The 14809-nt window shown below is 58.6% G+C and carries 13 protein-coding genes and 1 pseudogene; 9 read left to right on the top strand and 5 right to left on the bottom strand.

The window, feature by feature from the left end:
* Nucleotides 1–31: 31 nt before the first annotated feature.
* Nucleotides 32–907: a fumarylacetoacetate hydrolase family protein gene (locus GGR39_RS11165; protein ID WP_183617209.1), complete on the bottom strand. Its 876-nt coding sequence runs from the start codon at nt 905–907 to the stop codon at nt 32–34.
* A 34-nt stretch (nt 908–941) separates the two neighbouring features.
* Nucleotides 942–2192: a thiolase family protein gene (locus GGR39_RS11160; protein ID WP_343055864.1), complete on the bottom strand. Its 1251-nt coding sequence runs from the start codon at nt 2190–2192 to the stop codon at nt 942–944.
* Nucleotides 2193–2737: 545 nt separating this feature from the next.
* Here GGR39_RS11160 and GGR39_RS11150 point away from each other — a divergent pair.
* The 3 genes from GGR39_RS11150 (at nt 2738) to GGR39_RS11140 (ending at nt 4862) form a co-directional block, all read left to right on the top strand.
* Nucleotides 2738–4006 (top strand): cytochrome P450, encoded by a 1269-nt coding sequence (locus tag GGR39_RS11150; RefSeq protein WP_221226098.1) that lies wholly within the window; start codon nt 2738–2740, stop codon nt 4004–4006.
* Between the two features lie 65 nt (nt 4007–4071).
* Entirely contained in the window at nt 4072–4407 is a 336-nt protein-coding gene (locus GGR39_RS11145; RefSeq protein WP_183617205.1) for a 2Fe-2S iron-sulfur cluster-binding protein, read from the top strand.
* 44 nt (nt 4408–4451) lie between these two features.
* Nucleotides 4452–4862, top strand: coding sequence for a DUF6841 family protein (locus GGR39_RS11140; RefSeq protein ID WP_183617204.1), 411 nt, complete (start codon nt 4452–4454; stop codon nt 4860–4862).
* A 162-nt stretch (nt 4863–5024) separates the two neighbouring features.
* On the opposite strand, the gene GGR39_RS11135 is transcribed toward GGR39_RS11140, so the two are convergent.
* Complete coding sequence (locus GGR39_RS11135; protein WP_183617203.1) at nt 5025–5321, bottom strand: DUF1330 domain-containing protein; 297 nt, start codon at nt 5319–5321, stop codon at nt 5025–5027.
* A gap of 82 nt (nt 5322–5403) precedes the next feature.
* The gene (locus tag GGR39_RS11130) at nt 5404–6687 is read right to left on the bottom strand and encodes an epoxide hydrolase family protein (protein WP_246388645.1); all 1284 of its coding nucleotides are present in this window, start codon (nt 6685–6687) and stop codon (nt 5404–5406) included.
* Nucleotides 6688–7063: 376 nt separating this feature from the next.
* Between GGR39_RS11130 and GGR39_RS11125 the strand changes: the two genes are divergently transcribed.
* From GGR39_RS11125 to GGR39_RS11105, 6 genes and pseudogenes are all read left to right on the top strand, one after another.
* On the top strand, nt 7064–7831 hold the full coding sequence (locus GGR39_RS11125; protein WP_183617202.1) for an NAD(P)H-dependent oxidoreductase: 768 nt from the start codon (nt 7064–7066) through the stop codon (nt 7829–7831).
* Nucleotides 7832–8221: 390 nt separating this feature from the next.
* Complete coding sequence (locus GGR39_RS11120) at nt 8222–9022, top strand: SDR family NAD(P)-dependent oxidoreductase (RefSeq protein ID WP_183617201.1); 801 nt, start codon at nt 8222–8224, stop codon at nt 9020–9022.
* Between the two features lie 62 nt (nt 9023–9084).
* Nucleotides 9085–9312, top strand: a pseudogene (locus tag GGR39_RS17550) (acyl-CoA dehydrogenase family protein); the annotation flags it as partial.
* Between the two features lie 42 nt (nt 9313–9354).
* Complete coding sequence (locus GGR39_RS11115; protein ID WP_246388643.1) at nt 9355–10287, top strand: acyl-CoA dehydrogenase family protein; 933 nt, start codon at nt 9355–9357, stop codon at nt 10285–10287.
* Between the two features lie 30 nt (nt 10288–10317).
* Nucleotides 10318–11904 (top strand): class I adenylate-forming enzyme family protein, encoded by a 1587-nt coding sequence (locus GGR39_RS11110; RefSeq protein ID WP_343055863.1) that lies wholly within the window; start codon nt 10318–10320, stop codon nt 11902–11904.
* Nucleotides 11905–12112: 208 nt separating this feature from the next.
* Entirely contained in the window at nt 12113–13834 is a 1722-nt protein-coding gene (locus tag GGR39_RS11105) for an FAD-binding protein (protein ID WP_058737231.1), read from the top strand.
* Between the two features lie 91 nt (nt 13835–13925).
* On the opposite strand, the gene GGR39_RS11100 is transcribed toward GGR39_RS11105, so the two are convergent.
* Nucleotides 13926–14768, bottom strand: coding sequence for an SDR family NAD(P)-dependent oxidoreductase (locus GGR39_RS11100; protein WP_058737232.1), 843 nt, complete (start codon nt 14766–14768; stop codon nt 13926–13928).
* Between the last annotated feature and the right edge of the window lie 41 nt (nt 14769–14809).

Below are 14809 nucleotides of genomic sequence, written 5' to 3'. Positions count from 1 at the left end.
ACCTGAATAGACTGGGTGATGCGGCCGCACTTCAGAGGATGGCGAAATCCGGCGCTTCCTTGGCGATGCTGTTGCGCAGAATCCCGATACCCGAAATCTCCACCTCGACGGTGTCGCCCTCTTTCATCCAGAGCGGCGGTTTATGAAACGCGCCGACGCCGCCGGTCGTACCGCAGATGATCACGTCACCCGGCTGCAATGTGATGAAGGACGAGCAATAGGATACCAGTGCCGGGACGTCGAAGATCAGGTCGTCGAGGGTCGCGGCCTGAACTTCCTGACCGTTGAGGCGGGTCTTCATCGAAAGCGCCGATACATCAGCGATCTCGTCCCGCGTCACCATCCAGGGGCCGAAGGCGCCGGTTTCAACGAAGTTCTTGCCTGGCGAAAACTGCTGCGTATGCCGCTGCCAATCACGAACGCTGCCATCGTTGTAGCAGGAGTAGCCCGCCACGTAATCCAGCGCCTCGTCCTCAGGCACATAGCGGCAACGCTTCCCGATGATCACCGCAAGTTCGCCTTCATAATCGAACTGATCGGACACCTTCGGGCAAAGCATCGGCTGATTGGCGCCGACCTGACTTTCTGCAAAGCGCAGGAAGATCATCGGCTTGGCGGGCATTTCACGGCCCGTCTCCTTGACGTGACTTGCGAAATTCACGCCCACACAGAAAATCTTGCTGGGATCAGGAATGACGGGCAGCAGCCGAGCGTCGGCGAACGAGACATTGGCCTCGCCGTGTGCCTGAGAGCGTGCGAAGGCCAAGCCTTCCGGATCGGCCAGCAGTTCACGCAACGAACGAAAGCGCTCGCCAAGGTCGATGATGCCCTCGGGTTGATCGACGCTTCCCGTCACGATGCCGCAGCTCTCGCGTCCGTCCGATGCGATATAACTGGTCAGTTTCATGGGTTAGACCTTCTAGTTCGGGTGAATCTGGCGCTCATGCGCCGCCAAGGATGGTGACAGCTGTTGCCGCTTCTTCGTAGCCAAGAAAACCCCCGCCGTTCTCGGCAATCGCCCAGCGCGCCTCAGCTACTTGCCGGGACCCGGCCTCCCCGCGAAGTTGCGTCACCAATTCGTGAAGCTGAATGATCCCCGTCGCTCCGACCGGGTGCCCCTTCGAAAGCAAGCCGCCCGAAGGGTTCACGGGAATGCGCCCACCCAGAGCCGTGGCCCCGGATGTCGCCATTTCCCCACCGTCACCCCTGGCGCAAAAGCCAAGGTTTTCCACCTGCAGGATTTCCGCAAAAGCAGTGGCGTCATGCACTTCGGCTACCGACATGGCATCGGGCCCGACACCCGCCTGTTCGTACGCCTTGAGCGCGGCGCGGCGGCCGACGTGATTGTCCAGGTCATCCGGGCTGCGATCCGTGGCGGAGACGAGCGCGCAGCCCGCCACGCGCACGGCGCGATCGGCGTTGAACCGCTTTAGGGCAGCCCCCGTACACAGCACCATGGCGGCAGCTCCGTCGCTGATGGGCGCGCACATCGCACGGGTGAAAGGCCAAGACACCGGCTTATCGGCCAGGACCTGCTCAACCGACATGTCGAACTGATATTGCGCATCCGGATTCATCGTCGAGTGATGATGGTTCTTCGCAGCGACGGCGGCGATCTGGTGTGGCGTCGTGCCGTAACGCGCCATGTGATAACGCGCGAAGGCGGCGTAGATATCCATGAATACGCTGCGCTCAGCAGCTGGTTCAATGCCATCGGGGATCGGCATACCGTCCGCCAGTGAGAGCAGAGCGGCGATCTGGCTGTCAAATTCCAGCACGTCGGTACTGCCGCGAAAGGCCCGGAACATGCCGTCCCGATTGTCCGGAAAGAACATCTTTTCCGCGCCAACCACCAGTGCGACATCGCCCATGCCCGCGTTCAAGTACGCGAGTGCATTGGCAAAACCGGTGCTGCCACTGGCGCAGGCGTTCTCAACATTGGTGATCGGGATGCCCGTGATCCCGCTGTGACGCAGCGCCACTTCGCCCCGGATCCCGTTCTGCCCTTCCAGAAGAGCCTGGCGCGTGTTGCTGAACCAAGCCGCCTCTATCATGGATGGATTGTCCAGCCCGGAATCGGCCAGGGCCTTGTCAACCGCCATAGCGGTCATGGCGCGTAGCGGACGATCCGGAAACTTTCCGAGTGCCGTCATCCCCGAGCCGACAATGTAGACTTCCGAGTCCGACCGCACGTTAACACCTTAATTTGAAGCAAGGCATAACCGGGTTAAGGCGATGCCAGCCAACATCCGATCGAGCCCCGCGAGCTCCAGTGGAGCGTGGAACTACACAAGTGCCGGGCGTCGGAGCAAGGGTCGTCGCGCGCAGAAGCCACTTGTCGGGACCCCAATCAAGATGGTGATAGCGTGGCGGGCCAGCGAATAAGGCGCTTTAGAATTGTAGGCCAATGGGATTGTCGCGGCTGCTGCTTTTCAAGGCATCGCGCATCTCTTTTGGCCGCTCATCGCATCAGGCAGGGCCGGGACTTTCCTGTGGTGGCCCCACGTTTATCAGAATGCTGATGGGAATAGGCCGTCGAGCGCCTAGGGTTCCCATCGACTAGGAACAAATCTAAAATCCCGTAAGCCTTGTGGAGCACTGCTGCCGCGCCTCTAGCTTGTAAGGGTACACCGGTTGCGTCTTGTCGTTCGATTGTTCGGCATCGCTAAGCTTTGAAGGCAGCCAGTTCAATAAGCGGCCCCAGAGATGGGCCGAATGATAGGGTGAATGGATTTCCATGACGCAGGCGCAGCTTCAACATAGCGATATTCCGGCCGGGGTTCCGATGCATGATGCGGGTGAGCGATTTCATCCTTTCGAACACGAAGGCATGCATCAGCTCCTGGCTGAATTTCGCCAGGACGTACCAATCTTTTATTCGCCGCTGATCGACTACTGGGTCGTAACGCGGCGCGCGGACGTCATTTCGGTTCTGCGCGATCATGAGCGTTTCTCCGCCGTCGTCGCGACGCAGCCGGTTGTGCCATGGCCGCCAGAATTGCTGCAGTATCTGGTGGATCAAGGCTTCACGAACGAGAGTGTACAGGTGGCTTGCGATCCGCCCCGGCATACTCGCATCCGCAGCCATGTGCAGGGCTTCCTGAATCCGAAGAAGCTGCAATCGTTCGAAGCGGAAGTCCGTGCCTTGGTCCAGAGCTACGTCGCGGCCATCAACGGCAAGGACACCGTCGATCTGGTCGACGCGATCACTTACGAACTGCCGGCGCTGATCGCCTTTTTGCTGCTGGGCGTAAAGGACATCGATCCCCGCCGGATCAAATCTTGGACTGAACTGCGCGTCAAGTTGATGCATGGCCATCCCACGCGGGAAGAACAGATGGCCGCGGCGGACGACCTGCTGGATTTCTGGCGCTTTTCCTGCGACTTGGTTGAGCAGCGCAAGGTCAACCCAGGCGATGATTATCCCAGCTGGCTGCTCGCATCCCGTGGCGGCGACGATACGCGGCTGACGGAAAATGAAATCAAGAGCCTGACGTTCGCGTTGCTGCTGGCCGCCCATGAGACGACTTCGAACGCTTCTGCTAACGTTTTGCTCGAATTGCTGCGTCGCCCTGAAGACTGGCAGGCCCTGGTGGAGGACCCTTCCCTGATCCCGAACACGGTGGAGGAAGGGCTACGTTATGTTTCCTCGGTCGTGGCTTGGCGACGCATGGCGAAAGAGGACTTCGAACTTGCCGGCGTGAGCCTTCCGAAAGGCACGAAGCTGCTGCTTTCGCTGGCGTCGGCAAGTCGCGATGAAGGCACGTATGAGAACGGTGACAACTTCGACATTCGGCGCAAGAACGCGCGGTCACACGTGGCTTTCGGCAACGGCATTCATTTTTGCATGGGTGCACCGATCGCGCGGATGCAAATCCGCATGATGATCGAAGAACTGACATCGGCTTTTCCCAACATGACGCTCATCCCGGACGAAGAGATCGAGATTGCCGGCGTGTTGACGTTCCGCGGCCCGACCCGCTTGCCCGTCCGGCTGAACGGCTGAACGGCTGAAATTGCTACATTGCGGGCTGGCTTTGAAAAAGCTTGGCCCATTAAAGAGAGATCATCATGGAAAAGCAGAAAGTCCGGTTTGAATTCGTTACTTTCACCGGGGAGCGCCAGGAAGTGGAAGGCATGACGGGGGACACCGTCATGCAGGTCGCTTATGATAACGGTGTCGAAGGCGTCGCTGCCGAATGCGGCGGGTCGATGTCCTGCGGCACGTGCCATGTCTTTTTGGACGAAGCTTCGTTCGACCGGATCGACGCTCCATCAGAGGGCGAAGTTGACATGCTCGATATCGTAGCCAGCGAGCGACGCCCTACCAGCCGCCTCAGTTGCCAGATCAAGCTTGAGGAAAACTTCACTGGTGCGAAAGTCATGATACCGGAAATGCAATACTAAAAAAGCGGCGAAAAGCGCATCCGATTTGCGCGGGAGATACCCTGATGACCAACCAAAATTCCGTCGCCGAGATAGAAACCCTCCTGCGCGATTATATCGACTTGTTCAGCGCGGGCGACTTCGAGACCGCCGTGGCATCTTACCATCTGCCGTTCTCGTGGATTATCGGTCCGACGATCGCCACAGCCTTTACCGCTGACGAATTCATCGACAAGATGAACGCTATGCGCAACGGCCTGCTGGAACAGGATTTTTTGCGAAGCGAGCTTGTTTCGTGCACCGTCAGGATGCTCGGCGAGCATGCGGCACTGGCTGGCGTCGAAGTGGCGCGTCACTATGCTGGCGGACGAGAAAAAGAAATCACCGGGGGAACGTACATCGTCCATGGCGATGGAACGAACTGGCGGCTGGCTAGCATCATCGGGCATCCGCTGTCCGAGATCGTCTCTGCCTGAAAGCAGGGATAGCGGCCCCGCCTCGAGACAGCGCAATTCTGATGCACGGGATAGGCAAGGCCTATCTCGTGCATCAGTGCATCACACCCCCATTACCCCTTCGGAAATTTGATTACGTCGCGCTGTTAACGCTGCTGCTCTTTCTCCTGAGGGAGAAAAGCCCTACGCGCGTCCCTCAAATATCAAGATTTGTGTTTTCGAGTGGCGATTTCGCAATTCGATGAACGGCTGATACTCCTCCGAATTCAAAAATTGCATGATGGCATCGCACGATGGGAAATTGAACGTGCCAACGCCTGAGGGGACAGGCAGGTCACCCTCGGCTACTGTAACGGCACCAGCCGACGTGAAAGCATATTCGCCGCCGTACTTTGCAACGATTTTTGGTACATTAGCGGAATACTCAGCGATCCAGCTGAAATCATCGGTATATATCATCGCGACCATGTGTGCAGTCATCGTAACCTCCGTCTACATATCAGGCCATCGGGCCAATTATTCGGTTCCTGAGCAATGCCCGATTTGCCGCTTGGGCCCATCGTCACACGACAGTGAGGGCGAATGCGCGCACATCGTCAGCGAAAAGGTCGGGCTGCTCCATCGCGGCGAAATGGCCGCCGCGGGGCATGTCTGTCCAACGCACGATGTTATAGCTTCTTTCCGGCAGGCTGCGGGGCGGCGGCTTGAACAGAGGATCGGGAAATGATGCCATCGCCGTAGGTACAGTGATCGGATGTTCCAGCTGGAACGCCTTCTCTTTCGAATTGCCGAGATATATCCAGGCCGATGTGGTTATCGTACCGGTAGCGACATACAGCATCACATTGGTCAGCAGATGGTCGATCGAATAGCCCGCCAGGAGATCGGGCGCACCATCTTTCCAAGGCACGTCCGACCACATCGCAAACTTTTCCAGTATCCAAGCGGCCGTTCCCACCGGACTATCTTGCAACGCAAATCCCAGCGTTTGCGGGCGGGTCCTCTGGATGTGTGAATAGCCGCCGTCCGCTTCGCGCCACTTCATCTGCAGCTTTTGGTACTGCCGCTCCTCATCAGTTTCAGCAGTCACACCGGCATGGCCCATGATCATCATGTTGACATGAAGCGCCACGCAAGCATCCGGATAGTCGTGTGCCAGCCATGATGCCGTGGTGCTACCCCAATCCCCGCCCTGGGCAATGTAACGTTCATAGCCAAGCACCCGGGTCATCAAATCGTGTAAAGTTCGCGCCACCGTCCGGGTGCCGATGGGGCCTGCCGGCTTACCCGAAAACCCGAACCCTGGCAGCGAGGGGATCACCAGATCCAGTGCGTCGGCGGCATCGCCGCCAAACCGCTCAGGATAGGCCAGGCGGAGGGCCGAGTCGCGAAACTCGGCGAATGACCCAGGCCATCCATGCAGCAACAAGACCGGCGGGCGCGATGCGCCACCCGGCGTTTGGATATGGATGAAGTGCAAAGTCCCTTTGTCCATCTCGCACCGAAACTGCGGCAACTCATTCAAAACAGCCTCTTCGGCGCGCCAGTCGTAACCGCCGATCCAGCGGTCCGTGATCGTGCGCAGGGCCTGTTTGGCAATACCCGCGGACCAACCACCAGCGTCAGGGAAGCTGTCCCAATCGAAACAACGAACGCGGTCCCCGATCCAGGACAGGCGATCATCGGAGATGGCGATCTTGAATGGCGTGACGGCCGTCATCAAAAAACCTTCTTCAACAGTAGGATACGCAAAATCATAGTGTTCGGACTTATTGGGTTTAGCCTGCAATGTCAGAAAGACCGGCCCCTGAGTGCGGTCGTCCGGTTCACTGATGATAGTAAGCAAGCATCTGGTCACCCAGCCCGTCGGCTTGCCACAATCTACGCAAACAAAAGGACCTTCAGCCATCCGCACCGCGACGGCAAGCGGCCACAATCACATCTTTGATGCCTTGTGAAACGACATATCGTTCGCGATGAGCGCCTGCACGGGCCGTCGCCGCAACGAGACGCTGCGCGACATTCGATGCAAGCCTTTACTAAGTCTTTGAGTCAAACCTGAAAGCGCCTCGCCCTTGTGGCAGATCGGCACACTCGTAAACATCACCAACCGGCCGTATCCTCAGAGACAGTGCTCGTTGACACTGGGGAACAACGCACATTACCTAATGGCCGAGCGGCTCTTGCCCTTACGCAAACAGTCATCGTTGAAAGCCTGAATTATGAACATCCTGATTGTGTCGGCCCACCCCGAGCCGGCGTCGTTGACTAACGCCTTGCGCGACATCGCGATTGATCAGCTCAAGGCCGATGGTCACGAAGTGCAACTCAGCGATCTTTATGCGATGAATTTCAAGACCGTGGTCGACCGTGACGATTTTCCAGCCGTCGATCCCGCTGAACCGCTGCGCCCTACCGTCGCCTCCATGAAGGCGGCCGCTGCCAGAGAATTCTCGCAAGACGTCCTGGACGAGCAGGAAAAGGTGTTCTGGGCGGATGCGGTCATTTTCGCATTCCCGCTCTGGTGGTTCTCCGTGCCCGCCATCATGAAGGGGTGGATTGATCGCGTCTGGACGGCAGGCGTTGGTTATCAATTGACGGGCGAGCGTTATGGCGCGGGCCGGATGGCGGGCAAGCGCGCCATGTTGATGGTCATGGTGGGCGGTCAAGAGTCTTATTTTAGCGAACGGGGAGTCAATGGCCCCATCAACGACCTGCTGTTCCCGATCACTCATGGAATGCTGTATTATCCTGGGTTTGATGTACTCCCTTCGCTGCTGGTCCACGGTACCCATCATCTGGGAGAGAAATATCCTGCAGTGGTCGAGGGCGTGCGGGAACGGATGCGGACGCTCTTTACTATTCCGCCCATTCCTTTCCGACCCCAGGGTGGCGGCGACTACACGGAAAAAGCCTTTGAACTCAGAGAGGAAGTAGCGGCAAGCGCCCCAGCGGGCTTTGCTGCTCACATTCATACGGACGCCGAATAAATTTTATCTGGACGCAAGCGGACATTTTACCTTTTCTTGGGCCGTCAGCTTCATAATAGGCTGACGGCTATTGTTTTTAGCGACTGGTGCTTATCGACGCCTTGCGCCGCTGCTTTACCCGCCCGATGTGTATCTTGCCCCTTTGGGCAATGTCTTCGAGCCGAGGCGTATCTACCGGTTTTGCGCCTTGGCAGTGCGCCCGCAATTTCCGGCAAAATTGGCGGAAAACCGGGCTTTCGCGGATGAACTATCCGCCATGTAATGCAAAGCATCCGTTCGTTGACACTTAGGCCCTCCAGATTTCAAAATAGAACCATAGTCCAAGGCTTAGTCGCGTTGTCTTGATTCCATCGCGCTCCCCACCATTTCATTCGAAAGCATATGTTCGGCATGGCATTACTAGAAGATCTTTTTGGCCTGAAAGGCAAAACTGCTCTGGTCACCGGCGGCGGCAGCGGTCTTGGTCGAGTTATCGCCGAAGGATATGCGGCGGTCGGCGCTCGCGTGATTTGCGCGGACATTGATCTAAGCAGGGCTGACGAGGTGGCAAACGCCATCGTCGCTTCGGGCGGCCAAGCTGACCCTTGCCGGCTCGACGTCTGGAACGAGGACTCGGTTTCCGCTTCTGTAGAGAGCCTGGGTAACGCAAACTTGGACGTGCTGGTTAATTTTGCCGGTGTGGCTACGCCGCCGACGATGACACATGAGCTATCCACCGATGATTGGACGCGTGGCGTGGGCATCAGCCTGACTGGCACGTTTTTCATGACCCGTGCGATGCTGCCCAAGATGCGTACGAACGGTGGCTCGATCATCAATGTGGCGTCGATCCTTGGTCTGGGCGGTTATTTTCCCGATTTTCCGGCGTCCAGCGTTGATTATGCTGCAGCGAAGGCCGGCGTAATCGGCTTCACTCGCCAGGTAGCGGTCGAATATGCGGCGGAAAAAGTCCGCGCAAACGTGATCGCTCCCGGTTGGCACGGCGGCACTCGTCTGGGTGACGGCCGCCGCCGTGAGCGGACTGCCGAGGAAGAGGAGCGCTTCTACACCGAGATGAACCGTCGCATCCCGATGAAGCGGCGCGGCGATGCCAGCGAAATTCTGGGCCTGGCCTTGTATCTTGCTTCTCCTGCGTCGGCCTACCTCACCGGGCAGGTCATCACGCAGGACGGAGGCTGGACTGCGTGCTAAGACATATTCAGGTCTCTTGCAGTAATAAGGTCCATCTGTTCTCATTTTGAGGATATTCAGTTATGATCCACAATACGGACTTGCTTAGCAATCATGCGGAATGGCCGTTGTTGGTCGAAGCGAAACGTCTGGCTCCATTCTTGGCCAGCAAGGCGGAAGCGAACGAAGCCGCTGGCCAGGTTAGCCAGGAATCAATCTCGGCTATGCGCGACGCAGGCTTCTTCAGCTTGATGGTGCCCAGCGAAGTCGGCGGGATGGATTCAAACCCGGTCGAAGTGTTGTCGATCGTGGAAGCGATGTGCAACATCGATGCCGCTACCGGGTGGGTGATGATGGCCGCCAACGTCGCAACTGCATCGGCCGCCGGCTTCTTGCCGGATGAGGGTTTCCAGGCTTTGTTCGGTAATGGTCGCCCGGTGGTTGCCGGTGCCGGCGCGCCGACTGGAAAGGCCGTAGTCGAGGGTGATGGATACCGCCTTTCCGGACGTTGGTCATACGGCAGCGGCTGCCTGAACAGTGATTTCATCCACGCTGGTGCGATAGTCTATGAGGACGGCGCGCCGCGTGTGTTACCCGGAACGAATACGCCCGAAGCCCGCATCTTCATCTTTCCTACGAAGGATGCTGAAATGCTCGGCAATTGGGACGTCTTAGGCCTGCGCGCCACAGGTAGCGTCGACTACGCGGTGACCGATCTGTTCGTCCCGGGCGAGTTTACCCATTTGCCTTCGGAGATTGTCGGAAAGCGCGGTGGTGAGGGCTTCCGCATCGGTGTTGTTGGCCTCAGCGCATTGGGTCACACTGGTTTTGCCTTGGGTCACGGCCGTCACGTTCTAGACGAACTAGCCAAGCTGGCACAGTCGTCAGGTGGGCGCGATCTGGCTGGATCGGACGCTTTTAAGCAGGAGTTCGCGGCGGCCGAGGGCAAACTGCGGGCAGCTCGTGCATTTTGCTACGAAGTCTGGAACGATGTACTTGAAACCATCAGCCAGGGCGAAGCTGTCGCTCTGCGCCAGTTCACCTTGATCCGGCTCGCGCTCAGCCACGCTACGACTGTGATGATGGAGAATTCGATATTCGCCCATCGCGTCAGCGGCGGCGCGGGGCTTCGTGCCGGTTGGCTTCAGCGAGCGTTCCGCGATAGCCTCTCCGCCACGCAGCATTTGGTGGTTTCGGATAAGGCGCTCCGCGATTGTGGCCACGATCTGCTAGGCTTTGCCACGGATATGAAGTGGACGCCGCGCGGGTTGGTAAACGTCAGCTAACAGACCGGTACATCCGCGAATTAATCGCGAATGGGGAATGCGATCGAAGCAGATGCGTCACCACGGCGCTTTCTGGGACGATGGCCTGTGGGGTTTTGCGGATTTATGCTTCCGATTCATATGCTTTATCGGGGACTGCGCCTTAACCCGAATGGTGAGGCTCTCATCGATGGGCCTATCAGGATGAGTTATCGAGATCTCGTTGGCCAGATCGAAGCGGTCGCGAGTTACTTACAGGAGCAGTTGCCACAGCCGCAGTCCCGTGTCGGCGCGTGTGGGCACAATAACTGGCAGCATGTCGTCAGCATGCTGGCCATCTTCGCGTCAGGTCACACCTGGGTTCCTCTCAATCCGCGCAATTCCGCCGCCGAGTTGGCTGGAATTGCCGAGGCGTCGGATTTATCCCTGATCTTCGCGGACGATGATTTTGCGGCTCTATTTGAAAAGGCAGGTTGCCCCATCGTAACGATGGCGGGACCGTCCGACGATCGTCTTTCAATCCAGGATATCATTCAGGGTCATTTCGGCAAACGCCCGGCGGATATCGCCCGCCTGCAGGACGGGATATCCGCCATCAAGTTCACGGGCGGAACGACCGGCAACCCCAAAGGCGTCCTCCAGCCGTACCGCGCATTTATGAGCTGCATCGCCAGCATGCTGGCGACGTTTGGGTTTGACGAGCAGGAACGGATGTTGCTCGTCGCGCCACTCACGCATGGAGCCGGTACGTTCCTGTTGCCCGTGATGGCGGCGGGGGGCTGCAATATCCTAATGGACGGAGCCAAGGCCCCCGCGATCTCTGAAACCATCGTTGCGGAACGCATAACGGCCAGCTTCATGCCGCCGACCCTGATATATTCGTTGATCGATCATGCTCAGGCCACCGGAACGCGTTATTCTGGTATCAAGCACCTGATATACGGTGCGGCGCCCATGTCGCCCACGCGGATGCGGCAGGCGCACGAGGTTTTCGGCCCTCATCTTGCCGCGATTTATGGCCAGACCGAGGCACCTACCATGATCACCGCAATCACGGCATCGGAACTGGCCGATGAAGCTAACTTGCTGTCGGTCGGCCGGCCTTGCCCCTTCAATGAAGTACAAATCATGGCCCCGGACGGAACCTTCCTGCCCCCGGGTGAAACCGGCGAAGTTGTCGTACGTGGCGACCTGGTTATGCGGGGCTACCTCAACCGTCCGGACCTGACTGCACAAACCATCGTCAACGGCTGGCTGCACACCGGAGACCTGGGGTCGTTTGACGAACGCGGCTACCTGTTCCTTAAAGATCGATTGCGCGATGTTATCATCACGGGCGGATTCAACGTTTATCCCACGGATGTGGAAGCCGTCTTGGGAACACACCCCGATATCGTCGACGTTACCGTGATTGCTCGTCCAGATGACTACTGGGGTCAACGTGTCGAAGCCGCTGTCGTCCTTTCTGCCGATGCTTCGGTTTCGCCGGACGAACTCATCAGTTTTGCGAAGGCCGAACTGGGTTCGGTGCGGGCGCCGAAATCTGTGCATATCTTGCCCAGCATGCCAGTGAACGCAGTAGGCAAGGTGACGCGGAACAATGTGTTGCGTGCAGTGGAAGAATTGGAAGCACAGTAACTTGTCTCCCGGTATACGATCACATTAGCGACCAAGTCCTTTTGCAAAACACCAGCGTCGCTGCCGACCGTTATGCCCGAGCACTGTCCACACGATGTCCGCTCAGCAAAATCACGCGGCTGATGGTGACACTGCGCCACTGGCGGATTTCGCGGATGCCGCGCAATGGTGAACACCTGTGAATTCGTCTTACAAGGAACATTCTGCGATGGCCCTTCCGCCCCCAGAGTCATTCACGCTGCAGCCGGAATACGATTTCGTGATCGTGGGCAGCGGCGGCGGGTCTATGGTCGCCGCTATCTACGCCAAACTCGCTGGCCTGAACCCCGTCATATTGGAAAAGCGGGATAAGATTGGCGGCTCGACCGGCTTTTCGGGTGGCGTGTGGTGGGTGCCAAACAACCACGTCATCAAGCGACATGGCGTCCACGACACGAAGGAACTAGGCCGTCGGTATCTAGCGGCAACTGTGGACTTCGTCGGCAAGGGCACAACGGAAGCCCGCCGCGAGGCGTTCCTGGACGAAGCTCCGGAGATGATCCAGTTCCTGGAAGATCAGGGCATGGAGTTTGAGTATCCCGACGGCTGGTCGGACTACTACGACGATCGCGATGGCGGCCAGCCACGGGGCCGATCGCTGGTTGCCATGCCTTACGACCTGCGCAATCTCGGCCCCTGGGAAGAAAAGCTTTCGCGCTACGCTCCTTTCATCGGCATCCCGTTTCCCTCGTTGCCGCTGATCAAGATGTTGATGGTGAAACGCTCTTTCGCCGCCAAGAAAATCATGGCCCGTCTCGCTTTGGCTGTTGCGAAGAACAAGATCCTCGGGCGTCACATCGCTGCCCACGGCGCAGCGATTCAGGGGCGGATGTTGGAAATGACGCTAAAGCGGGGAATACCCATCATCTCCGGATTTGCGAGTGACCAACTCATCGAAGAGGACGGCAGGATCGTCGCGGTAAGCGGGGTTCACGAAGGGCAGCGCAAGACCGTGCGCAGCCGCTACGGCCTGCTGATGAACGTCGGCGGCTTTGCGCGCAATGATGAAATGCGCCAAAGGTACCAGCGCAAGCCCATCAGCAATCAGTGGACTAACGCCAATCCGGGCGACACCGGCGAAATGATCGAGGAAATGATCCGCCACGGCGCGGATACCGAGAACCTGGACATGGCCGTCTGGGTGCCGACCTCGCTCAACGCCGATGGATCGTTGCCTGCCGGCGCGCACGGAAAGGACGGCACGCCCTACCCGTTCATGCATGTCGGCGAAATCGCTGTCCCGCATTACATCTGGGTTACCAAGCGCGGCAATCGCTTCGTCAACGAGGCCAACTCGTACATGGAGCTTGGTGAAGCCTTGTATGAGAACGATGCCGTCCCCGCATTCGCGGTCTTCGATGACAGGGCGATGCGCAATTATGCCTACGCGTCGCTGATGCCGGGCATGAAGCCAATCAAGCAGTGGCTGGAATCCGGTTTCCTGATCAAGGCGGACACCATCGCCGAGCTTGCTGCGAAGGCCGGAATTGATCCCGATGGGCTCGCCGCCCAGATCGAACGCTATAATCGCTATGCCGAAACCGGCGTGGACGAGGAATTCCACAAGGGTGAGCGCCAATACGATCGTCTCCGCGGCGATCCGACGCACAAGCCCAACCCGTGTGTTGGCTCTATCGCCAAGGGCCCCTTCTACGCCACGCGGATCTTCCCGGGTGACGTAGGCACGTTTGGCGGTGTGGTAACGGACGAGCATGCGCGCGTGCTGCGCTCCGACGGCTCGATCATCGAGGGGCTGTATGCCACCGGCAATTGTACTTCATCGGTAATGGGGCGCTCTTATCCCGGCCCCGGCGCCAGTATCTCTCCGGCGTTTGCCTTTGGTTACATCGCGGCGAAGGATGCGGTGGGCAAACGGCACAATCAGGCTTGATCCGGAAGAGAGCCCGGCCCCCCGTGGCATCCAATTGAAGGGGGGCGGGGCTCTCTAACTTTCGTTGCACTGGTCGGCCCAGTGCATCTCATCAGTTGACAGAGCGGCACTGCCCCCCGTCGACGCGGTAGTTACCGCCTGTCATGTAGCTGGCCTGCGGGCTGGAAAGAAACACCACCATGCGAGCGATATCCACGGGGCGGCCAAAGTGCTTGGTCGGCTGAGGGATAACTTCGCTTGTGAAGCGGCGCTCGATCTCGGCCCAATCGTCGGTCTCCCAACCCAGCTGCTTGGCCCAAAGGACGAACCCGTTACGAACGCCTTCGGTGGCAATTGTCCCGGGCGTGACCGTGTTGACCGTCACCCCGGTGCCACCAAGCGATTTGGCAAGACCCGTCGTCATGTTGGTGATGGCAGCCTTGGCCGGCTGATAATCGGCCAGATCGGGCTCGGTCTGCGTGGCAGAGGCGCTGGAGATATTGATGATGCGCCCCCAGCCCTGCGTGATCATGCCTGGCGCGAACGCCTGGATCAGACGGACCGATGATCCAACATTCTGCTCGTACGTCCAGCGCCAATCATCCCACGGTGTTTCCAGCCACGGTCGATTGAAGCTCTCCGCGGTCGAGTCCGGCCGGTTTGCGGCGGCCATACCGCCGGCGTTGTTCACCAGAATATCCAGGCCACCAAAGCACTCCGCCGCCTGCTTGGCCACGGCAGCGCAGACGTCTTCGCTGCTGAGTTCCCCTATCACGAAACGCGCGTCGCCACCCGCATCCGTCAGACGCTGCACCACCGCCTGCGTTTTCGCTTCGTCGCGACCGTGAACGACGACCTTGGCTCCTTCCTGGCAAAAGGCCTCGGCAATAGCGGCGCCAATACCTGAACTGCTGCCGGTGACCAGCACCCGTTTGCCGCTCAATTCCATGTCCATAGGCATCTCTCCATCAACGATTATGCTGTGCACCATACGTC

It is taken from the genome of Novosphingobium fluoreni (genome assembly GCF_014196615.1).
Classification (GTDB): Bacteria; Pseudomonadota; Alphaproteobacteria; order Sphingomonadales; family Sphingomonadaceae; genus Novosphingobium; species Novosphingobium fluoreni.
This window is presented reverse-complemented; position numbering and strand designations above follow the sequence as displayed.